The 21,724-nt window shown below is 64.5% G+C and carries 20 protein-coding genes; 8 read left to right on the top strand and 12 right to left on the bottom strand.

Translation table 11 applies throughout. The features are described 5' to 3' along the window. Position 1: 1 nt before the first annotated feature. The 3 genes from AC1DYQ_RS12400 to AC1DYQ_RS12390 form a co-directional block, all read right to left on the bottom strand. Complete coding sequence (locus tag AC1DYQ_RS12400; RefSeq protein ID WP_477687040.1) at positions 2-697, bottom strand: hypothetical protein; 696 nt, start codon at positions 695-697, stop codon at positions 2-4. Further along, a complete protein-coding gene (locus AC1DYQ_RS12395) occupies positions 658-1,773 on the bottom strand; it encodes a Re/Si-specific NAD(P)(+) transhydrogenase subunit alpha (protein ID WP_477687039.1) in 1,116 nt (371 codons plus the stop codon). Before AC1DYQ_RS12395 ends, AC1DYQ_RS12400 begins: the two co-directional genes overlap by 40 nt. A gap of 254 nt (positions 1,774-2,027) precedes the next feature. Beyond that, on the bottom strand, positions 2,028-3,563 hold the full coding sequence (locus tag AC1DYQ_RS12390) for a CoA-acylating methylmalonate-semialdehyde dehydrogenase (RefSeq protein ID WP_477687038.1): 1,536 nt from the start codon (positions 3,561-3,563) through the stop codon (positions 2,028-2,030). Between the two features lie 139 nt (positions 3,564-3,702). Here AC1DYQ_RS12390 and AC1DYQ_RS12385 point away from each other — a divergent pair, with 139 nt between their 5' ends. Beyond that, positions 3,703-4,704, top strand: coding sequence for a LysR family transcriptional regulator (locus AC1DYQ_RS12385; protein WP_477687037.1), 1,002 nt, complete (start codon positions 3,703-3,705; stop codon positions 4,702-4,704). 8 nt (positions 4,705-4,712) lie between these two features. Then, a complete protein-coding gene (locus AC1DYQ_RS12380) occupies positions 4,713-5,228 on the top strand; it encodes an NUDIX hydrolase (RefSeq protein ID WP_477687036.1) in 516 nt (171 codons plus the stop codon). A gap of 73 nt (positions 5,229-5,301) precedes the next feature. Here AC1DYQ_RS12380 and AC1DYQ_RS12375 read toward each other — a convergent pair whose 3' ends face one another. Beyond that, the gene (locus tag AC1DYQ_RS12375) at positions 5,302-6,903 is read right to left on the bottom strand and encodes an OpgD/OpgG family glucan biosynthesis protein (protein WP_477687035.1); all 1,602 of its coding nucleotides are present in this window, start codon (positions 6,901-6,903) and stop codon (positions 5,302-5,304) included. Between the two features lie 110 nt (positions 6,904-7,013). Between AC1DYQ_RS12375 and mnmA the strand changes: the two genes are divergently transcribed. Continuing rightward, positions 7,014-8,228, top strand: coding sequence for a tRNA 2-thiouridine(34) synthase MnmA (mnmA, locus tag AC1DYQ_RS12370; protein ID WP_477687034.1), 1,215 nt, complete (start codon positions 7,014-7,016; stop codon positions 8,226-8,228). Positions 8,229-8,299: 71 nt separating this feature from the next. On the opposite strand, the gene AC1DYQ_RS12365 is transcribed toward mnmA, so the two are convergent. After that, entirely contained in the window at positions 8,300-9,715 is a 1,416-nt protein-coding gene (locus tag AC1DYQ_RS12365) for a MipA/OmpV family protein (RefSeq protein WP_477687033.1), read from the bottom strand. A gap of 233 nt (positions 9,716-9,948) precedes the next feature. Between AC1DYQ_RS12365 and AC1DYQ_RS12360 the strand changes: the two genes are divergently transcribed. From AC1DYQ_RS12360 to AC1DYQ_RS12345, 4 genes are all read left to right on the top strand, one after another. Continuing rightward, positions 9,949-10,224: a DUF4242 domain-containing protein gene (locus tag AC1DYQ_RS12360; RefSeq protein WP_477687032.1), complete on the top strand. Its 276-nt coding sequence runs from the start codon at positions 9,949-9,951 to the stop codon at positions 10,222-10,224. 9 nt (positions 10,225-10,233) lie between these two features. After that, positions 10,234-12,060 (top strand): AfsR/SARP family transcriptional regulator, encoded by a 1,827-nt coding sequence (locus tag AC1DYQ_RS12355; RefSeq protein ID WP_477687031.1) that lies wholly within the window; start codon positions 10,234-10,236, stop codon positions 12,058-12,060. Between the two features lie 30 nt (positions 12,061-12,090). Further along, positions 12,091-12,552, top strand: coding sequence for a DUF2917 domain-containing protein (locus AC1DYQ_RS12350; RefSeq protein WP_477687030.1), 462 nt, complete (start codon positions 12,091-12,093; stop codon positions 12,550-12,552). 165 nt (positions 12,553-12,717) lie between these two features. Beyond that, the gene (locus tag AC1DYQ_RS12345) at positions 12,718-14,079 is read left to right on the top strand and encodes an MBL fold metallo-hydrolase RNA specificity domain-containing protein (RefSeq protein ID WP_477687029.1); all 1,362 of its coding nucleotides are present in this window, start codon (positions 12,718-12,720) and stop codon (positions 14,077-14,079) included. A 33-nt stretch (positions 14,080-14,112) separates the two neighbouring features. Here AC1DYQ_RS12345 and AC1DYQ_RS12340 read toward each other — a convergent pair whose 3' ends face one another. Together AC1DYQ_RS12340 and hemN are read right to left on the bottom strand one after the other, a co-directional pair. Then, the gene (locus tag AC1DYQ_RS12340; protein ID WP_477687028.1) at positions 14,113-14,793 is read right to left on the bottom strand and encodes a sulfite exporter TauE/SafE family protein; all 681 of its coding nucleotides are present in this window, start codon (positions 14,791-14,793) and stop codon (positions 14,113-14,115) included. A gap of 13 nt (positions 14,794-14,806) precedes the next feature. Beyond that, a complete protein-coding gene (gene hemN, locus AC1DYQ_RS12335) occupies positions 14,807-16,189 on the bottom strand; it encodes an oxygen-independent coproporphyrinogen III oxidase (protein WP_477687027.1) in 1,383 nt (460 codons plus the stop codon). A gap of 204 nt (positions 16,190-16,393) precedes the next feature. On the opposite strand from hemN, the gene AC1DYQ_RS12330 reads away from it, so the two are divergent. Continuing rightward, complete coding sequence (locus AC1DYQ_RS12330; protein WP_477687026.1) at positions 16,394-17,482, top strand: fatty acid desaturase; 1,089 nt, start codon at positions 16,394-16,396, stop codon at positions 17,480-17,482. A 15-nt stretch (positions 17,483-17,497) separates the two neighbouring features. Here the strand turns inward: AC1DYQ_RS12330 and AC1DYQ_RS12325 are convergent, their stop codons facing one another. From AC1DYQ_RS12325 to AC1DYQ_RS12305, 5 genes are all read right to left on the bottom strand, one after another. Then, positions 17,498-18,271 carry a helix-turn-helix domain-containing protein gene (locus tag AC1DYQ_RS12325; RefSeq protein ID WP_477687025.1) on the bottom strand — a complete coding sequence of 258 codons (774 nt, stop codon included), beginning with the start codon at positions 18,269-18,271 and terminating at the stop codon, positions 17,498-17,500. Further along, positions 18,262-18,732 carry a response regulator gene (locus AC1DYQ_RS12320; RefSeq protein ID WP_477687024.1) on the bottom strand — a complete coding sequence of 157 codons (471 nt, stop codon included), beginning with the start codon at positions 18,730-18,732 and terminating at the stop codon, positions 18,262-18,264. The genes AC1DYQ_RS12325 and AC1DYQ_RS12320 overlap by 10 nt, the downstream gene beginning before the upstream one ends. Before the next feature lie 103 nt (positions 18,733-18,835). Beyond that, a complete protein-coding gene (locus AC1DYQ_RS12315; protein WP_477687023.1) occupies positions 18,836-19,681 on the bottom strand; it encodes a universal stress protein in 846 nt (281 codons plus the stop codon). 123 nt (positions 19,682-19,804) lie between these two features. Beyond that, complete coding sequence (locus AC1DYQ_RS12310; RefSeq protein ID WP_477687022.1) at positions 19,805-20,449, bottom strand: response regulator; 645 nt, start codon at positions 20,447-20,449, stop codon at positions 19,805-19,807. Beyond that, complete coding sequence (locus AC1DYQ_RS12305) at positions 20,446-21,720, bottom strand: PAS domain-containing sensor histidine kinase (RefSeq protein ID WP_477687021.1); 1,275 nt, start codon at positions 21,718-21,720, stop codon at positions 20,446-20,448. Before AC1DYQ_RS12305 ends, AC1DYQ_RS12310 begins: the two co-directional genes overlap by 4 nt. Positions 21,721-21,724 lie beyond the last annotated feature (4 nt).

The following is a 21,724-nucleotide window of genomic DNA, read 5'->3' as shown; positions in this document are numbered from 1 at the left end:
GTTACTTGATGGTGTTGAGTAATTGAAGCGGGAGTTCACCGCCCAGTGACAGGGTGGAGTCGTAAACTGCCTTTTGCAGCGATTCGCCGAAGGTAACCAGCTCCTGCTCGCTCGCATCCGCGCCTGAAGCCGTTTTGAATGGCGAGTTCTTGAACAGGTAGACCTTCAGATAGGTGCCCCCGCTCAAGCCGCTCCAGGTGCGAACAAGCTGGCCTTTTTCAAATTTCAGGTTTTCTTCTTTAACTGCGCTGGCAGCCTGCGGGGAAACCTGTTCCAGGTATTTTTTGTCAGAGTAGCGGGCATTGACCACCAGGCATCTCGTATCGCGGGGGCTCTGGTTCGAACCATAGTCGTTGGTGAAATAGTTCTCCCTCGAGGCAGGGCACTTCATGGTGAGCCACTTGAGAGTGGTGCGATGGCCGCCGGTCGTGCTCTCGATCACCAGCAGCATATTGCCCGCTTCGCTCACAAAAGTGCTGCCCTGCATCGGAATATTTTGTTTGGTCCCGCTGTCCACCGAAAGCCCCTTGAGCTCATACGTCGCCAGTTGCCTCCAGCCCTTGGGCAAATCCTTGATCTCCGTGCGCCCTACCGATTGCGCGAATATGCCTTGCGAGGCAAAAGCCGCCAGCAGCACCAGCAGACGAACAACCGGCTTCATTTGCGCTTGACCTCGCCGCCCTGCGTCATCAGGCAAGCCGCGACGATGTCATCTTCCAGGTCGACATTGAGCGTGCCTTCCTTGGTAATGATGAGCTTGAGGAAGTCGAGCAGGTTGCGGGCATAGAGCGCGCTGGCATCCGCCGCGACGAGGGCCGGCACGTTGGTCTGGCCGATCAGCGTCACGCCGTGCTTGACCACCGTCTTGCCGGGTTCGGTCAGCGGGCAGTTGCCGCCTTGCGGTGCGGCCAGGTCGACGATCACGCTGCCGGGCTTCATGGCCTTGACCATGTCTTCGGTGACCAGCACGGGCGCCGGGCGGCCCGGGATCAGCGCTGTGGTGATGACCACGTCGGCTTGCGCCACGCGCTTGGCGACTTCGGCTTTTTGCCGCTCGAGCCAGCTCGGCGGCATGGGTTTGGCATAGCCGCCCACACCGACTGCGGCTTCGCGCTCTTCGTCAGTCTCGTAGGGCACATCGATGAATTTACCGCCCAACGATTCGACCTGCTCTTTGACACTCGGGCGCACGTCGCTGGCTTCAATCACCGCGCCCAGGCGCTTGGCGGTAGCAATGGCCTGCAGGCCGGCCACGCCCACGCCCAGGATCACCACTCGCGCGGCCTTGACCGTGCCGGCCGCCGTCATCAGCATGGGAAAGAAGCGCTGGTATTCGGCAGCAGCCATCATCACTGCCTTGTAGCCGGCGATATTGGCTTGCGACGAGAGCACGTCCATGCTTTGCGCACGGCTGGTGCGCGGCGCGGCCTCCAGCGCGAAGGACGTCAGCTTGGCAGTAGCCAGGCGCTGCAGGCCGGCGGCATCAAAGGGGTTGAGCATGCCGACCAGCACACCGCCGGCTTTGGCCAGGCCCATTTCACTGTCCAGCGGGCAGCGGACCTTGAGCACAATATCAGCGCCATAAGCGCCCGCCGCGTCGGTGATCTCTGCGCCGACCGCCGTGTAGGCCTCATCGGGAACGCTGGCAGCCACCCCGGCGCCGGACTGCACACGGACGGTATGCCCTTGTGCCTTGAGCTTTTTGGCCGTTTCAGGCGTGATGGCGACACGTGTTTCTCCGGCCGTGATTTCGGCGGGTACCCCAATGAGCATGGGTCTCTCCTCAGTACGTTGGTGTTGGTTTGGTTGACGTCAGCCCGCAGGCGGGCTTGCGCGCGATCTGTCTCGGTGTCTTTGTCTGCGTATCCGCTTTTGTACCTGTCATGAAGCTTACATGAGATTCCTGCAATTTTTTGTCAGGGCAGTCTACAGTTTTTGACCCGAGTCAAGCCACGCAATAAAAAAAGCCCCGCGCACCAATACATGGCGGTTGGGGCCGGTCTGCCTTGATGGCTGGCGTGCTATTTCTATTTGGCGGTCGGCATCACGAACTCGGCGCCCTTGCCGATGCTCTCGGGCCAGCGCTGCATGATGGACTTTTGTTTGGTATAGAAGCGTACGCCCTCTTCGCCATAGGCGTGCATGTCGCCAAAGAGGCTCTTTTTCCAGCCACCGAAGCCATGCCAGGCCATGGGCACCGGGATCGGCACGTTGATGCCCACCATGCCGACCTGGATGCGGCGGCTGAATTCACGCGCCACATGGCCGTCGCGGGTAAAGCAGCTCACGCCATTGCCGAACTCATGGGCGTTGATGAGGTCCACCGCTTCGGCGAAGTCCTTGACGCGCACGCAGCCCAGCACCGGGCCAAAAATCTCTTCTTTATAGATGCGCATGTCGGGCGTGACGTGGTCAAACAGCGTGCCACCCATCCAGAAGCCCTTGCCGCAACCCGGACCGGCCTTGGCGCCCGTGAAGGTGCGGCCGTCCACCAGCAGCTTGGCGCCCTCCTTCACGCCAGTGTCGATATAGCCGGTAATGCGTTGGTGCGCGGCCGATGTGACGATGGGGCCCATTTCAGCGTCAAGCTCCACACCGTTTTTGATCACCAGTGTTTTGGCGCGCGCTTCCAGCATGGGAATGAGTTTTTCGGCCACATTGCCGACCAGCACAGCCACAGAGATCGCCATGCAGCGTTCGCCGGCCGAGCCGTACCCCGCGCCGACCAATGCGTCCACTGCCTGCTCCAGGTCGGCGTCGGGCATGACCACCATGTGGTTCTTCGCGCCGCCCAAGGCCTGCACGCGCTTGCCGTGGCGTGCGCCGGTTTCGTAGATATAGTTCGCGATCGGTGTGGACCCAACAAAGGACACGGCCTTCACGTCCGGGTGCACCAGCAGGGCGTCGACCGCCTCTTTATCGCCCTGCACCACGTTGAAGACGCCGTCGGGCAAGCCTGCTTGCTTGAGCAGGTCGGCCATGAAAAGGCTGGGGCTGGGGTCGATGGGACTGGGTTTGAGCACAAAGCAGTTGCCCGCCGCAATCGCCACCGGGAACATCCACATGGGCACCATCACCGGGAAATTGAAGGGCGTGATGCCTGCCACCACACCCAGCGGCTGGCGCAGCGTCCAGTTGTCGATGCCGGTGGAAACCTGGTCGGTGAAGTCGCCCTTGAGCAGCTGTGGAATGCCGCAGGCGAATTCAACAATGTCGATGCCGCGCGAGACCTCGCCCTGGGCGTCGGTGAACACCTTGCCGTGCTCGGCGGTGATCATGTGGGCCAGCTTGTCCTTGTTCAGGTTGAGCAGTTCCAGGAACTTGAACAGCACGCGTGCGCGGCGCAGCGGCGGTGTGTCAGCCCAGGCGGCAAATGCGGCCCGGGCTGACGCCACGGCAGCATCGACTTCCGCCCCGCTGGCAAGCGCGACATAACCCGACACGGCGCCCGTCGCGGGATTGAAAACTTCCTGGCTGCGCCCTGAAGATGGGGCAGCCACACGGCCATTCAGGTAGTGGCCGATGGTGGCTTGTGAAGCGGAGGCAGCAGGGGATAAAGACATTTGCAATCCTTGAAAGGTGGCGGCACCGGACTGGCCGTTGGGGGTTAACCGCAGTCTAGGGCTGCGCAGCCGAATTGATAATGCCCTGTTTTGTGATTACATTGTTCATATTTCTGAACAATAGGCCGCCTCGACATCTATGTCTTCCGACCAGCTATCGCCCCTCGTCGCCGACCTTCACCTGCTGACCATCCTGGCGGCTACACGCAGCTTTACCGAAGCGGCGCGCCGCCTCGGGATGTCCAAGGCCTCGGCCAGCATGCGCATCAGTGAGCTGGAGCGCGCCGCCGGCGTGACGCTGGTGCGGCGCACCACGCGCTCCGTAGGCCTGACGGAGGCCGGCCAGCAATTGGTGAACGACATGCAGCCGGCGTTTAACCGCATCAGCGAGAGCTATTCCGCCGTGAAGGACCTGGTGGAAACCCCGCGCGGGCTGATCCGCGTGACAGCACCTGTCGCGCTCGGGCGCCAGCACCTGGCGCCCTGCGTGGCGGCCTTCCTCAAGCGCTACCCCGAAATCCATATCGAACTGGAACTCACCGACCGCTTCGTCAACCTTGCCAATGAAGGCTTCGACCTGGCGATACGTCACACGAATGCGCCGCCCGACACCCATGTAGCCTGGGTGCTCTGCGAAACGCGCTCCATCCTGCTGGCCAGCCCCGACTACCTGGCACGGCGCGGCGTGCCTGAGCAGCCGTCAGACCTGGCCGCGCACGACTGCCTGCTCTACCTGGGCAACCACAACACCGCCAGCTGGACCTTCGTGCGCAGCGGCAAGCGCAAATCCCGCGAGCAGGTCGGCGTGAACATCACGGGCACACTGAAGGCCAACAACAGCGAAGTGCTGCGCGAAGCGCTGGTGGCGGGCCTCGGCATCGGCCTGCTGCCGGATTTCAGCGCACCCGCAGGTGGCAGCGAGGAGCCATCGCCGTCGCCGCTTGTGCAGGTGCTGCCCGAGTGGCAGGTGCAGGGATTTTTCGGCGAGCGCATTTACGCCCTCAGGCCCTGGTCGCAGCAAGTGCCCAAGGCGGTGCAATGCCTTGTGGCACATTTGCGCGAGAGTTTCGCTGCCGGATTTTCGGCTAGCAAACATACCTGGCCGGCCGGTCAGGACCCCGGTCATCAAGGCCACGGATAATCCGGCGCATGATTAAACGATGGAAGCCCAGCGTCACGGTCGCTGCGGTGATTGAAAAAAAGATCGACGGCGTCTCCAGGTTCCTGCTGGTCGAAGAGGAAACGCGGGACGGCCTGAAGCTCAACAACCCCGCCGGCCACCTGGATCCCGGTGAAAGTCCCTTTGAGGGTTGCGTGCGCGAGACGCTGGAGGAAACCGCCTTCCATTTCACGCCCACCGCCATTGTGGGTGTCTATCTCTCCCGCTTTGAGCGAGCCCTCATCGGGCAGGAAGAATCCGAAGACATCACCTACCTGCGCTTTGCGTTCTGCGGCGAACTGGGCGAGCACGTGGCGGGCCAGGCGCTGGATGAAGGCATTGTGCGCACGGTCTGGCTGACGGCCGACGAAATAAGAGCGAGCGCTCACATGCACCGAAGCCCTCTCTTGTTGACCTGCATGGAAGATTATCTGGCAGGCAGGCGCTTCCCGCTTGATCTGGTGACCACGGATGCCAGCGTGCATGCACCGCTGAACCAGAAGTAGGAAGCACCGCGGCCATGCATGATTTGGCGGCGCCAACGGGAACCCGCTTTCCCGCCGACGGCCAGCGCAGGCCTCAATAAAGAACTCGTTGCGCCACCGGCGGCGGCGTCCACTGGTACAACCAGGTCTCCGTCAATGACTGGCCGTCGACCTGCAAATGCATGCGCAGGTTGATGGGTGCCGTGCTGTCGCCATCGGGGCGCACGTCGAACATGGCGCGCCACCCCTTGATGGCCTCCAGCGGCCGGGCTGACGTCAATTCAATCGTGCCGCGCGAAGCGGTAACCACGGCTTTGACCTGGACCCCGGGGTTCAGTAACGAAAAATCGCCGCCGGCAAAATCAACCGCAAACCGCCAGGTGAAGGCCGTGCGCTTTTTCCCGACCACGCCGCCCAGGCCGGTACGTGTGGCCACGCAGCGCGCCAGCGGCATTTGCACGGCGGGCGGCTGGCCACCCCAGTGCAGCCGGTAGGAAAACAGCAACTCCTGTCCTGCCTGCGGCTTGTCCCTGGGGTTCCAGAAGGCCACGATGTTGTCAAAGGTTTCATCCACGGTCGGGATTTCCACCAGCTGTATCGCGCCCGCACCCCAGCCCGCCTTGGGCTCAACCCACAGGCTCGGGCGTTTTTCATAGAACACGCCGTCGTCCTGGTAGTGGTCAAAGTTGCGGTCGCGCTGCATCAGGCCAAAGCCGCGCGGGTTCTCGTCCTGGAAGGCGTTGAACTGCAATTGCGCCGGGTTGGTCAAGGGGCGCCATAGCCATTCGCCCGTGCCGCTGTGCATGGCCAGACCGTCGGTGTCGTGGATTTCGCCGCGCCAGTCCCAGCCCATGCGTTTGTCGTTTTCGCCTGTCTGGAACATGCTGGTGCACGGCGCGATGCCCATGCGGTCAATGGTTTTGCGCGGATACAGCGCCACGTCCAGGTCCATGATCTGCGTGTCCCCCGGCGTGATCACAAAGCGGTAGGCGCCGCTGACACTCGGCGAATCCAGCAGGGCGTAGACGGTCAGTGAGGCCGCTTTCGGGTCCGGCTTTTCGAGCCAGTAGCCGATGAAATCCGGAAACTCTTCCGGGAAAGTTTGCGCCGTGTCGATGGCCAGGCCCCGCGCCGACTGGCCGTACTGCCATTCACCGCCTACCGCGCGAAAGTAGCTTGCGCCAAGGAAGGCCGCCACGTCACGCACCGGATCGGTGTGGAAATTCAGCCGGAAGCCGGCAAAACCGAGGTCGGCGGGAAGCTTGTCGCCCCGCACGCCGCTTTTCCCGTAATCAAACATGGCCGGGTCATAGGCCAACTCCTGTGCCTGGCCGTTGCTCACTTCGTGCATGCGCACCGGCGTCTTGAAGTACAGGCCGAGGTGGAAAAACTTCGCAACGAAACGCAGCTTGTCATCGCCCCACAAGGCATGGTCGTCCCGAAAGCGTATGGCTTGGTGCTGGTCCCAGGTCAAATCCGAAATACCGGCCGGCAATGCCACCGACCGGGGCCGGTAGGGCTTGCCCGACAGATCGCGCGCCTGGCCCTTGAGCACCGCGTAGTCGAAGGGTTGGGCCTTGCCCACGGGTTTGAGGCCCGCGGCCTGGGCCAGTGACGAAAGCCATGGCAGACCGGTGGCGATACCGGCGGCCGTGATGGCCTGCCCGGTGCGGGAAAGAAATTGACGTCGTTGCAAAGTGGCAGCTCCTGCAAGAAAGGGCATTCCATTGTGCCGCCGGCCGCACGGCCAGCAGGGCCGAAAAGCCCAGACAGGCGCAAACGCTTTCATCTTTTTACAATAGAGCCATGGGCACCCCGCAAATCAACACACACAGCCCCGACGGCAAGCGGCAACGGATCGTTGTTGGCCTGAGCGGAGGCGTGGACTCCGCCGTGACGGCGCACCTGCTCAAGCAGCAGGGGCACGAGGTTATCGGCATCTTCATGAAGAACTGGGAAGATGACGACGACAGCGAGTTCTGCTCATCCAACATCGATTTTGTCGACGCCGCCGCCGTGGCCGACGTGATCGGCATCGAGATCGAGCACGTCAACTTCGCAGCCGACTACAAGGATCGCGTCTTCGCCGAGTTCCTGCGCGAATACCAGGCTGGCCGTACGCCCAACCCCGACATCCTGTGCAACGCCGAAATCAAGTTCAAGGCATTTCTGGACCATGCCATGCGCCTGGGCGCCGAAAAAATCGCGACCGGGCATTACGCCAGGGTTCGCCACAACGAAGCCACCGGCCTGCACGAGCTGCTCAAGGGCCTGGACCCGGCCAAGGACCAGAGCTACTTTTTGCACCGCCTGAACCAGGCACAGCTGTCGAAGACGCTCTTCCCGGTGGGCGAACTGCGCAAGACCGAAGTCCGGCGCATTGCCGACGAGATCGGCCTGCCCAACGCGAAGAAAAAAGACTCCACGGGCATCTGTTTTATCGGCGAGAGGCCTTTCCGCGAATTTTTGAATCGCTACATCGCCAAAGAACCCGGCCCCATCAAGAACGACAGGGGCCGCGTGCTCGGTGAGCATGTGGGCCTGTCCTTCTATACATTGGGGCAGCGCCAGGGCCTTGGCATAGGTGGTGTGAAAGCCAAGGGAGCCGAGCTCAAGGCCGTGCAGGCACGCGGGTTGCGCGGCGTGGGAGAGCATGAACCCTGGTTCGTGGCGCGCAAGGACCTTGAAACGAACACGCTGTGGGTGGTGCAGGGTCATGACCACCCGTGGCTGCAATCGACCGTGCTGCAGGCGCAGGACTGCAGCTGGGTGGCCGGCAACGCGCCGGCGCCCGGCGCCATGGCCGCCAAGACCCGTTACCGACAGGCCGACGCGCCCTGCGAACTGCTCGGCGCTACCGGCGCGGCCTGCGAACTGGTGTTTGCCGATGCCCAGTGGGCGGTGACGCCGGGCCAGTCAGCTGTGCTCTACCAGGGCGATGTCTGCCTGGGTGGCGGCGTGATTGCCGCCAGCAATGTGCAGAACCAGCCGGCCACGCCGGCCCGGGTAGCCTACGCCTGATTTTCATCAAATCAGGCTGCAAGCCTTTATGGTCGGGCGCAAGCAGCTATTAAATCAATAGCAAATAGATCTCAGAGTGCGGTTTCGACGTAGGTGTAGATGTAGTTGGAGCCACCGTTGACATTGCCCAGCAGGCGCGACGAGCCAAAAATGCCGGAGCGGTGCGACACACCAAAGCCTATAAAGGTGTCCTTGAGCGGCCGGTAGCCGATCAGGTCGCCCAGGCTCACATCAATGGTCGGATCCAGGTAATTGAGCATGCGCGAGGCCGACTTGCCGTTGGCCGCCAGGCTGGACGACTCGATGTAGGGAGCCCGCTGTGCCATGGACACGCCCACGCCCAGGCCCAGCCGCGTCTTGACCCGGTCGCTCCATGGGAAGCCCGAGTAGACGGCTTTCATGAACAGGTCCAGTTGCACGCCATTGGCCTGCAGGCCCCGCTCATCGTGGTGCGTGAGGCCCACGTAGCCGATGAAGTCGAGCGGCCAGCCGTTCACATTGTTCAGGAAGGGCTTGCCCACCTGAATGCCGGTGATACGGGTCGAATTGACCTTCGCCGTAGACAGGCACTGCGCCGTGATGATCTTGGCCAGGTGGCAGCCGTCTTCGGTTGACTTGCCGTACAGTAGCTTGAAGTAAGTGGGCGAGCCCTCTTCTGCCCACTCGCGCTTGTGGCCGCCAAAGTCATAGGCCGCACCGACATACACGGCGGGCAGCACGCTCTTTTGCACGATGGGGCTGTTCTTGGTCTTGTTGTCCAGCAAGGTGGCCGATACACCGGCCAGCAGGCGCCAGCGCTCGGTGAGGTCATAGGAGCCGTACAGGCCAATCGAAGTCTGCACACCCGCACCCGGCGCATAGGCGGGTCGCCCGGCCGTTGCCTCACTGGCCTGCACGCCGTAGTAATAATTGTTGAGCCTGGCGTCGCGCACCCCCACGGTCAGGCTGGGGCGCAACATCCAGGGGCCCGATCGCCAGTCGTAGGTGTAGCCCAGGCGGAACTCGTTGCCTTTGTAGGTGTTGCTGATGTCATGCACCAGCTCGGCCTGCAGCGTTCCCCAGGGCTGGCGCCAGCGGTAGGCCAGGCCCAGGTCCAGGCCCGAGTCGCGCGGCGACATGCCGGCCAGGCTGGCGGGCAGGCGCTCGGTTGGGAAGCCCTCCAGGCGCTGCTCCACAAAAAGGTCCAGGCGCCGTTCGGTGCCGTTGAGCAGTTTGATGCCGCCCCGGTTGGCATGCAGGAAAAGCCGCTCACCTTCATACAGGTAAAGCGGCAACAGGTCGTAGCGCGTGCCGGCATCCTTGTAGGGCGAACGCTCGATCCGGGTCACGAGGCCCAGCCCGGCACTGCCCGGCGAAGAAAGGATGTCGGTGAGCGGCTCAGTGTTGCCGCCGGCAAAGGCCGGCAGGGCCGCGCACAGCCCGGCAGCCGCAATAGCAGCTCCGCGCAGAACTCGGTGTGGCAAAAGGAGCAAAGGGGAGCGATTCATCATGTTTTTTTGAAGGTGGGGGATGTTGCAGCAGCCGGGCAGGGAGCACACACTCCGATGCTATCCACGAACAGCGCATCCGCTCCGGTCGATTTGTAAGAAAACGGGTACAAATCGGATAGGCCGACACCGCGCCATTCCCTTTATTGATTCGACGCGGGTGTCTTTCTCACACGCCGGCTCACACGTACACTGCCTATCTTCGGGTCTCCACTAACTTAACGGAGCCTGTTATGCCCAAATTCGTGATCGAACGTGCCATCCCCGGACTCGGGGCCCTGAAGCCCGCCGAGCTGCAATCCATCTCCCAGAAATCCTGCGGCGTGCTGCAGGAACTGGGGCCCGACGTGCAGTGGGTGCAAAGCTACGTGACGGGCGGCAAGATGTACTGCATCTACAACGCGGCCAGCGAGGAACTCGTGAGGGAACACGCGCGCAGAGGCGGCTTTCCGGCGGACTCTGTCTCGCGAGTCACCACCACCATAGACCCCACCACCGCCGAAGCCTGAGGCCCAGCGGTGAATTCGCCAGCCCCGAACGACGCGCCGCCTTTGGGGCTGGCCATCCACCTGCTCGGCCCGCCACGGGCGGAGCGCGGAGGCCAGCCCGTGCCGGCGCCACGCGGGCACAAAGTCTGGGGCCTGCTCGCCTACTTGGTCCGCAGCGACGCGCCGGTCAGCCGCAAGCACCTGGCGCAGCTGCTGTTCGAGGATGCCGAAAATCCGCTGGCCGCCCTGCGCTGGAACCTCAGCGAGCTGCGACGCCTGCTCGGCACCGCGGATTTGCGCGGCGATCTGCTGGCGCTATCACTGGAGCCTGCCACCTACGTCGACCTCGGCGCCGTGCTGTCGGGCAGCTGGGCGCAAGCCCTGTGTGTGCCCGGCCTGGATCACGAGTTGCTGGAAGGCATGAATTTTTCGGGCAGCCCGGCCTTCGAGGTCTGGCTCGCCACGGAGCGCCGCCACCTTCAGGCCGCCGCCGAGGCTGTGCTGCGCGAAGCCGCCCTGGCTCGCATGGCCGCGGGCGCCGTGGCGGAAGCAGCCACACTGGCCGGCCGGCTGGTACGGCACAACCCGCTCGACGAGAACTACCAGGCTTTGCTGGTGCGCAGCCTCGCGGCCGCGGGTGACGGCGTGGGCGCCGCGCGCCAGGCCGCAGCTTGCCGTGAATTGTTCCAGCGCGAGCTCGGGCTGCAACCCGGCGCCACGCTGGACGCGGCCCTGCGCACGCTCACCGCAGTGCCCACCGCGCGGCCCGCCACCGGGCGCGCGGCGGCGCTGGCGCAACTCGAAGCCGGTGAAGCCGCCATCAGCGCCGGCGCGCTCGATGCCGGCCTGCAATGCCTGCGCCGCGCGATCGTGGAAGCCGATGCCACCGGCGACGCGGCATTGCGTGCGCGCGCCCGCGTGGCCCTGGGTGGCGCGCTGGTGCATGCCGCCCGCGGACGCGACGAAGAAGGCGCCACGGCGCTTCACGAAGCACTGGAGGTCGGCCACGAGGCTTCGCCGGCACTCGCCGCTGCCGCGTGCCGCGAACTCGGCTACGTCGAATTCCTGCGCGGCCGCTATGAGCGCACGCTGGCCTGGCTGCAACGCGCGACGCCGATGGCAGCCGGCGACCCGGCGGAGCAAGCGCGCATCGCCACCGTGCACGGCGCTGCGCTCAGCGACACTGCGCATTACGCGGCCGCCATCAGCCAGCTGCGCGAAGCAGAGGTGCTGGCTGCAGCCGTCGGCGACAGCCGGCAACTTGCCTACGCGCTTTCCATGCTGGGCCGCGCGCTGCTGCTGCACGGCGAACCCGAGGGCGCTGCCGACGCCCTGGACCGCTCGGTGGCACTGGCGCGGCAAGGCTGGACCGCCTTTGTGCCGTGGCCGCAATCGTTGCGGGCCGAAATCGACCTGCTGCGCGGCGACGTGGATGCCGCCGCGAGCCGCTTCGAGCATGCCTTCGCGCTCGGCTGCCAGCTCGGCGACCCGTGCTGGGAAGGCATTGCCGGCCGAGGCCTGGGGCGCGTGGCGATGGCGCGCGGGGAACCGCAGCGCGCCGTCGAAATCCTTGCCGACGCCCTGGCGCGCTGCGTACGCCTTCCTGATGCCTACCTGTGGGCCAAGGCATATGCCCTCGACGCGCTGTGTGATGTCGCTGTGGCACAAGCCATGCCCCAGGCCTCGGCCTGGGTCAACGAGATGCAGGACCTCGCTGCGCGTAGCGGCATGCGCGAACTGACGGTGCGCGCCTGCCTGCACCGCGCGGCGCTCGGCGACGGTGCGAGCGCGGCCGCGGCGAAGCTGCTTGCCGGCCAGATCGACAACCCCGCGCTGCACGCCCTTGCCGGGCCATGACGGCGGTGGCCACATCCAAAGAGGCTGATGATGAATGCGAAATCAAACGGCGCCGTATCGCTCAACGGCATCCGGCGCCTGGTGCCCGGCCAGGTGCTGCGTTTGCCGCGGCGCGGCGGCGAACTGACGGTGCTGCACGGCCGGCTCTGGCTGACGCTCCACAACGATCCCGGCGATCATTTCATCGAAGCCGGCCAGCGCGTGCGCCTTGGCGCCAACGAGAACGCGGTGGTTGAATCCGCAGGAACCGCGCAGGGCGCGAGTCTGCACTGGGAGCCTTGTCGCCCGGCCTTCGTCAGTGCCTTGCTCGCCCGGCCCCTGAGCGGCACGGCCTTCCTGGCCTTTGTGGCGGCCCGCGCCTTCGCGGCGCTGGCCCTCAGCGCCGCGGCAGGCGCAAGACGCGCGCGTGGCCATGGCGAGACCTGCGAGCGCCATGCTGTATTCGTCACACTGGAAGGCGGCAGGAGGCGGGAGTCAGGCCGCCGCCTCTGAAAGAAAACAGCTTGAACTCCATGCATAACGGGCGCAAGCAGCTATTAAATCAATAGCAAAATCCGCTTCGACCGGCTTCTGTCCGGGTTTCCCCGAGGCATTGCAACGTGCTGGATATTGCGCCACATCAAATACCCGCACACCTTTTTCACCTACGCTGCAGACATGAAGATCCAATTCCTCGGCGCCACAGATACCGTGACAGGTTCCAAATACCTGATCCGGTACGGGGAGTCCACGGTGCTGGTCGACTGCGGGCTGTTCCAGGGCTACAAGCAATTGCGCCTGCGCAACTGGTCGGCCCTGCCTGTGGCCCCGGCGTCCATTGACGCCGTGATCCTGACGCATGCCCACATTGACCACAGCGGCTACCTGCCACTGCTGGCGCGCCAGGGCTTCAAAGGCAAGGTGTTCTGCACCCCGGCCACGGCCGACCTGTGCCGCATCCTGCTGCCCGACGCTGGCCACCTGCAGGAAGAGGAAGCCGAATACGCCAATCGCCACGCTTTTTCGAAGCACACACCGGCGCTGCCGCTGTACACACGCGAAGATGCGCTGCGCTGCCTCAAGCTGCTGCACCCGGTGCCCAGCGGAAAAAACTGGCACCCGGCACCGGGCCTGAACGCCAGCCTGGCCCCTTCCGGCCACATGGTGGGCTCGTCGTTCGTGCAACTGGACAATGGCTCGCGCTCCATCCTGTTTTCCGGGGACATAGGCCGCCCCAACGACCTGGTGCTCAAGCCGCCTTCGCAGATGGACGGCGCCGACTACCTGGTGGTGGAGTCCACCTATGGCAACCGCCTGCACAAGGACTCCGACCCTCTGCTGGCGCTGGGTCAGGTCATCAACCGCACGGCCGCACGCGGTGGCGTGGTGGTGATCCCGGCTTTCGCGGTGGGCCGCGCGCAAAGCCTGTTGCACTGCATTGAGATCCTCAAAACCCAAGGCGTGATTACGCGAAAACTGCCCGTGTACCTCAATAGCCCGATGGCGGCCAAAGCGACGCAGGTGTACCTCAAGCACAAGGCCGAACTGCGGCTGACACCCGCGGAGTGCGAAGCCATGGCACATACCGCTCACATCGTCGAGTCACCGGAGGAGTCGCGCCTGCTCAATGCCAGGCACGGCCCCATGGTCATCATTGCCGCCAGCGGCATGGCTACCGGCGGACGTGTGGTTCACCATCTCAAAGCCTTCGCGCCCGACAAGCGCAACACCATCGTGTTTGCCGGCTTCCAGCCCGGCGGCACGCGCGGCGCGCTCATCGCGGGCGGCGCGCCCTCGGTGCGCATCCACGGCCAGGACGTGCCGGTGCGCGCCGAAGTGGCGATGCTGGATGATCTGTCGGCCCATTCGGATGCCGCTGAAATCATGGGTTGGCTGCGCGGCTTCAAGTCCGCGCCGAAACAAACTTTCATCACCCACGGCGAGCCGGCCGCGGCCGATGCCATGCGCCAGCGCATCGAACGCGAGCTGCACTGGCCCTGCCACCTGCCCTGTTATCTGGAGTCGATCCCCCTCGCCTGAAGCAATGCGCAAGCCAGCGGCAAGCGGGCAGCTTCAGGGGAGCCCGCACCACTGCGCGATGCGATGCATCATGTCGCCCCACAAGCCGAACACGGCGGCGAGCATCAGCACCCCACCGGCCAGACGCATGCCCAGTTGACCGCCCAGGCCGTTGCCGGCGCGCCGCAACCCGGCCAGCAGCCGCGGAGCCAGCAACAGGGAGACGCCGCTGCCCACGGCAAAAGCCGCCATGGCCAGCGCGCCTTGCAGCGGTCCGCCGCTCAGGGATGCCACCAGCAGCGCCGAATAAAGCAGGCTGCAGGGCATGAAGGTCCACAGCGCGCCCACCGAGAACATGCCGCCGCGCGATGCGGCCACGGCGCCTACCCTGGACCAGGCCGAGCGCCCTGCCCGGTCGGCCCAGGCCGGCTGACTGGCGTTCACCACCAGCATCATTCCCCAGCCCAGCACGGCCAGATGGAACAGCACCCAGAGCGGCTTGATCACTGCGGCCTGTTCCGTCATCCACGCAAAACTTTGCACTGCCGTCGCTGCCGCCGCGCCCGCACTTGAATAGCCGACAAGCCGCCCGGCCTGAAAGACCAGCGGTGAATGCGCCTGCTGCTGCGGGCCCAGGCGCCGCAGGCCGCCACAGGCAGCGCCGCACATCACGGCGCAATGCGGCCCGCCGGCAATTCCCATCAGCAAGGCCGTGGTGGCGAGGGCGTAAGACATAGGCTGCGCTGGATCAGATAATGCGCGAGAAACGGCTGCGGTTGAGGTCGGACTGCAGGTAGCGGTCAAACACCATGGCGACCGCGCGCAGCACGAACCGGCCTTCGGGCATCACCTCGATGCCGGTGCTGGAAAGCAGCACCAGCCCGGCATCCTCCAGTTCGCGCAAGCGCTCCAGCTCCGCCGAAAAGTAGGTCTTGAAATCCAGCATCCAGGCGAGCTCTATCGATTCGAACCACACCTGGCCCTGGCACATGATGGACATGATCACCGCGCGGCGCGCCAGGTCGTCCCGGCTCAGCGCCAAGCCGCGCGTGACCGGGAAGCGTCCCTGGTCAAGCAAGTCGCAGTATTCCTCCAGGGTTTTGGCATTCTGGCTGTAGGTGGCGCCGACCGCGCCTATGGCCGACACGCCCAGGCCCACCAGGTCGCGGTCGGGCTGGGTGCTGTAGCCCTGGAAGTTGCGGTGCAGCCGGCCCTCGCGGCTGGCTACGGCCAGCGCGTCGTTCTCCAGCGCGAAGTGGTCCATGCCGATATAGCGGTAGCCCGCTCCCTGCAAACGCTGCATCGCTTCGGCCAGCATGGCGGCCTTGTCCTCAGCCGCGGGCAGCAGCGCCGGCGGGATGTGCCGCTGCGGCTTGAAACGCTCCGGCAAATGGGCATAGGCATAGAGGGCAATGCGGTCCGGCCTGAGTTCCTCGACCTGGCGGATGGTTCGCGCGAAGGACGTCTGCGTCTGCCGCGGCAGGCCGTAGATCAGATCCACATTGATGGATTCAAACCCGAGCGCACGCGCCTGCGCGACCAGCGCGAACACCTGCTGGGCGGGCTGGACGCGGTGTACGGCTTTTTGCACATCGGGGTCAAAATCCTGCACACCGAAGCTCAGGCGGTTAAAGCCCAGAGCCGCCAGTGCGGCCAGGCGCGTGTTGTCCACGGTGCGTGGGTCTACCTCGATGGCCATTTCCGCACCGGCCGCGATGTCGAAGTTGCGTCTGAGCATGTCCATGAGCTGTGCGAGTTCCGCGTCGGACAAAAAAGTCGGCGTGCCCCCACCCAGGTGCAACTGGCTGACGGGCTGCCCCTGCCCCAGGCGCGCCGTGTACAGGGCCACTTCGCGCTCAAGATAGCCCAGGTAGGCGGTGGCGCGGCTGTGCTGTTTGGTGATGATCTTGTTGCAGGCGCAGTAGTAGCACAGCGATTCGCAAAACGGGATGTGCACGTACAGCGACAGCGGCGCCGCCGATGTCTCGGCCCGCGCGCGCCTGTCGTCCAGCGCGCGGCCGTGATCGACGGCGGTAAAGGCCTCGACAAAACGGTCCGCCGTGGGAAAGGAGGTATAGCGCGGACCGGAGATGTCGAAGCGCTTGAGGGCCTGGGGTAATACAGCGGGCATGGCGTGGTTGAGGGAGTGAGGCCTCCACTGTGCCGCCCTGCCGCCCTGGCTGCGTTGATGTGGATCAACGCAGCGCAAGTTGCGGCCGGCAGCGCGGTTTGCCCTGTCCTTGACCTGCGTCAAATCCCCGCGAAGGCCGCGCCGTAAGCTGGCGGCTTCCTCATTGCCCCGGGTCGGCGGCCCCGGCTGCCAACCCTTCATCTCATGTCCCTGTCACAAGCAATCCAGGCAAATCAAGCCACCGCCCTCCCGCACCGAAAAGTCCTGCGCTCCTGGCTTCTTCCCATCTCGACCAAAAACACCGGCCTCGCATTGACGCTGGCCCTGACGGACTTTGCCCTGTTCGCCGCATGCATGGCCGGGGCGGTGCTCGCGAGCCACCCTGCCATCCAGGTGCTCATGGCCCTGCTGGCCGGGTTCATGATCGCCAGGCTGTTCATCCTCGGCCACGATGCATGCCACCAGAGCTTCACCCCGCATCGCAAACTCAACCGCTGGCTGGGCCGCCTGCTTTTTCTGCCGTCGCTCACACCCTACAGCCTGTGGGATGTCGGGCACAACATCGTGCACCACGGCTACACCAACCTCAGCGGCTTTGATTTCGTCTGGCAGCCCGCGACCCTTGAGGCCTATGAAAGCATGCCCGTCTGGAAACAATGGCTGGAGTGCGCCTACCGCAGCGGCTGGGCGCCATGGCTCTACTACCTCGTGGAAATCTGGTGGAAGCGGCTTTACTTCCCGTCCAAAGCCGTGATGCCTACGCGGCGCGGCATTTTTGTTGCGGACAGCTTGCTGGTCACTGCCGCTGCCGCAGCCTGGATCGCAGGCCTTGTGATCGCGGCAGGGTCTACCGGCCAGTCGGTGCTCTGGCTTTTGGCCGTCGGTTTTTTCCTGCCGCTGCTGGTGTGGAACGGCCTGATAGGCTTTGTGGTCTACGTGCACCACACGCACACCCAGATCGCCTGGTACAACAACAAAAAAAGCTGGTCGGACGCCAACCCCTTTGTCTCCACCACTGTGCACCTGACCTTCAACTCGTTTTTTGGCGCGGCGCTTCACCACATCATGGAACACACCGCCCACCACGTCGACATGGGCGTGCCGCTGTACCGCCTGAAGCAGGCCCAGGCCGTCCTGGAGGCCAGGCTGCCCGGGCACATCGTCGTACAGCCTTTTTCCTGGCACTGGTACTTCGACACGGCGCGCCGCTGCAAGCTTTACGACTTCGAGCGGCGGCAATGGACGGATTTTTCCGGCCGCCCAACCTCGCAAGGGATGGCCGAACCCGTTTAAGCCGTAAACAGGTTGTCAGTGAACGCGCGTGTCGAAGACGTGTTTGAGGGCCGCGTGGTCAAGGATGCGGATGTGGCGCTTGTCGACTTCAAGGATGCCCTGCTGCAGGAAGGCGGAAAAGGTGCGGCTCACGGTCTCCAGCTTCATGCCCAGGTAGCTGCCGATTTCGGCACGCGACATGCGCAGATGAAACTCGCTGGCCGAGTAGCCGCGCAACTTGAGCCGCTGTGACAGGTTGAGCAGGAAGGCGGCCAGCCGCTCTTCGGCGTTCATGCTGCCCAGCAGCATCATCAGGCTGTGCTCCTTGACGATTTCCCGGCTCATCAGCCGGCTGACGGCCTGCTGCATGTCGGCACTGGTCGCAGCCAGGCCGCTGATCTGGTCGTAGGGAATGGTGCAGACTTCAGTGTCTTCGAGTGCAGTGGAGTTGCTGGCATACGCGCCGTTGGCGATACCGTCCAGGCCCATCAGCTCACCAGCCATCTGGAAGCCGCTGACCTGCTCACGGCCGTCTGCCAGCGTGAGGCTGGATTTGAAGGTGCCAATGCGCACCGCGTAAATGTTGCGGAAAGCCTGGCCCTCATGGTAGAGCGTCTGCCCCGCCTTGACCTTGGTCCGGCTGAAATGGAGATCGTCCAGCCCGTCCACATCGGCGGGCTTCATGCCGCAAGGCAGGCAGAGGTCGCGCAGGTTGCAGTTCGAGCAGTGAGTCTTCAGCGGCAGGATGGCGGCGGAAGAAATGCCGCCGACGGATGAAGTGCCGCTGGTGGATGAACAGGCTACGGGCATGATGACTCCTTGGATTGGGAGGAAGAAACGGATTGATCCACACGCCGCGGCTGCGCAAGCATTGCCACGGTGTCCCCGAGTTGGTAAAACTCGGCGTGTTTATCGAGAAAGCAGGCAGCACCCGCAGCCAGGTAGCGTGCACGGTAGGCGGCCTCGGCATGGTTGCTGAGGATGATGAAAGGAATGTCTTGCGTGGCTTTGAGGACGGACTGCAGCACCTGCATGCCCGTGCCCTTCTCGAATTGCACGTCAAGCACCACCACATCGGGCTGCGTCGCCAGGATGCCCGAGACCGCAGACTCCGGCGTATCGGCCTGGCCCGCGACCACCACGCCCCGGGCGGTAAGCATTTCGGCAACGCTGCGGCGGCTCAGCGCGGAGTCGTCGGCCAGAAAGACCCGGGTGGGTGAAGCGGTGTGTTGCATGCCCTTACTGTCGCGCAGGCGGCGCGGCAGGGACATCGTCTTTTGCTGAAAAGCCGGCTCGGATAAGGCTGGTTCGCCGGCACCGGCGCTCCGATCCAGACTCGGAAATTTCCGAGCCTATACCGACCAGCGCGCCCGCTTAATGCGCCATCAACACGGGTAGCGTCATGCTTTTAAGCACGGTCCGGGATGCGCCGCCCAATACCCATTCATAGGCGCGGGCGCGGCCATAGCAGCCCATCACCAGCAAGTCCGCCTGCAGATCGAATGCGCGCGACAGCAGCAGGTCGCCCAGGTTCTCGGGTTCCGCGCCTTCCACATTTTCCCGGTGCCAGCTGGCCTGGACACCGTGGGCCTTCAGGTAAGAGACGATATTCGGACCTGCGCCCGTAGCCGCCCCGGCATCAACGCCCCAGCTCAGGATATGCACCGAGTTTGCGTTGCGCAGGATGGGCAGGGCCGCGGTCACCGCGCGTGCGGCTCCGCGGGTGGGCTTCCAGGCGATCACCACATTGCCCGGCAAACCCGGCTTTGCCGACGTGTAGGGCAGCACCAGTGCCGGCCGGCCGCTCAGGGCAATCACAGCCTCCGGAAAATCCGCCGGCATCAGCGTGGACCACCCCTCGCCCGGGCCGTGCTGGCCCAGCACCAGCAGGTCGGCATAGAGCGCCTGTCCGGCAAAGGCCGATAGCAGCGGAAATTCATGAACTTCAGCCCAGGCGGCCGGCAACCCCGCGGGCCTGAGCTGCTCGAACACCGAACGCGCCCGCGCCAGTTCGGTGTCCTGCACGTTCTCCCGCCTCACGGCCAGGCCGGGGCCCATGCCGGAGGCGACGGGAAGCGCCTCCGAGGCCGAAGGCGAGGCATACAGTGCCGTGATACCGGCATCGTACTGCGCGGCAAGCCGGCAGGAAAATTCAAGGCGTTGCGCGAATTGCGGCGAGGCGTCGGCGTGGACCAGCAGTTGTTTGAGTTCATTGCTCATGGAACACCTCCAGTGCAAAGTTTGGATACCCTGACTGTAGGGAGATGCGCCCGCGGCTGTGTTGACCCTCGTCAACACAAGGCGCTTTCCGCGACGGCCCCCGTTTAGACCGTGAACAGGTTCTTAGGGGTCCAGCGGCTCGGTCAGTCCGTGCTTGAGCGCATAGCGGATCAGCTCGCTCTGGTTTTGCAAGCCCATTTTCTGCATGAGGTTGGTCTTGTGGGTGCTGACAGTCTTGACCGACAGGTTCAGCCTCGTCCCGATGTCCGTCAGGGAAATGCCGGCCACCAGCAATTGCAGCACTTCAAACTCACGATTGGAAAGGCTTTCGTGCGGAACCGCCTGGCTGCCGGGCATCGCGCCCAGCGCGAGTTGCTCGGCCACTTCGGCGCTGATGAAGGCGCCGCCTGAAGCCACCTTGCGTATGGCCTGCTCCAGCTGGTCCGGTGCGCTCTCTTTGGTCAGGTAGCCGCTGGCGCCGTTCTTGATGGCGCGCACGGCGTACTGCAGCTCCTGGTGCATGCTCAGGACCAGGATGCGCAGCTGCGGCTTTTCGCCGCGAATCAGCTTGATGAGTTCCATCCCGCTGCGCCCCGGCATGGAGAGGTCCAGCACCAGCACGTCGAAGGCCAGCTCGCGCACGCGCTGCATGACTTCCGTCCCGTTGCCGGCCTCGCCGGCGACCTCCATGTCCTCGATGGAGGACACGATGCGCTTGAGCCCCTCCCGCACGATGGAATGGTCGTCGGCAATCACAATCCTGATCACGTGATGTCTCCTGTTTCGGGCACCGGGATGCTGACCCGTATGCGGGTTCCCTGGCCAGGCGCGGTGTCTATGTCCACCGTCCCCTGCAGCAGGCGGGCCCGTTCGCGCAGGCCCATCAGACCCAGCGAGCCGGGCTTGCGCGGGGCGTCCGGCACGAACCCGGCACCGTCATCGCTCACTTCGAGGATCACGGCCGCGTCAGTCCTCGCTATGCGTACATCGACTTGCGACGCACTCGCGTGCTTGGCCACATTCACGAGCGACTCCTGCACGATGCGAAACACCGCCGTGGCATACGGTTCGGCCAGCTCAACCTCCTCGTCCTGCGACAGCTTGCACGCCACGCCGTGACGCTGGGTGAAATTATGGGTAAGCCACTGAATGGCCGGCACCAGGCCCAGGTCGTCCAGCAGCAGCGGCCGCAAATCCGACGCGATGCGGCGCGTGGCGGCCACCGTGGTGTCCAGCAAGCCGAGCATGTCGTGGAGCTTGGCCCGCACGGCACCCGTGTCCGGGGGCAAGGCTTCCCGGATCCAGGTGGCGTCCATCTTGATCGCCGTCAGCGACTGCGCGAGTTCGTCATGCAGCTCGCGCGCGATCCGTGTTTTTTCGCTTTCCCGGATGGCGTGGGCCGCCGAGGCGAAGGCGCTCAGTTCCTCGCCGGCGCGCACGCGCTCGGTCACGTCGCGCAGAATCACTGTGTAAAGCTTGCCATGCGCGGTATCGAGCTGCGAGATGGAAGCTTCCAGCGGGAACTCCTCGCCGCTGGATCTTCGTCCGTACAGCACCGTGCCGTCCCCCATACGCCTGGAGGTCGTGCCGGTCTGACCGAAACGCCTGACCTGCTCGCCGTGCGCCCCCTGGTGCCGCTGTGGAATCAAACGCGTGAGCGGCTGACCCAGCATCTCGCGCGTGGGCCAGCCGAATATCTTCTCGGCCGCCTTGTTGTACAAAAGCACGTTCTGCTTGCTGTCCACGGTGATGATGGCGTCCATGGCCGAATCCAGCAGGCCGGCCAGCCTCGCGTCCGCGCCCTCCAGCGCTTGCTTGCCGATGCGGTCTCGCGCCGCGTCACGCCCGGCCAGCAGCCAGGCGATGCCGCAAGTTGCGGCGGCCAGCGCCGTAACCAGCGGCAGGCCCGGCAGCGACTGCGGGCTGGATGCCAGATGGACGGCGGCCAGAAGCGTCAGGGTTGCCATCACGGCCAGCGCGATGGCCATGGAACGCCGGCGCTTGGGCACCGCGTCACCGACATGGGGAAACAGGGACATGGGG

The organism is Polaromonas sp. P1_F4 (genome assembly GCF_056405675.1).
Note: the sequence above shows the minus strand (reverse complement) of the source record. Positions and strands in the feature narration are given on the sequence as shown.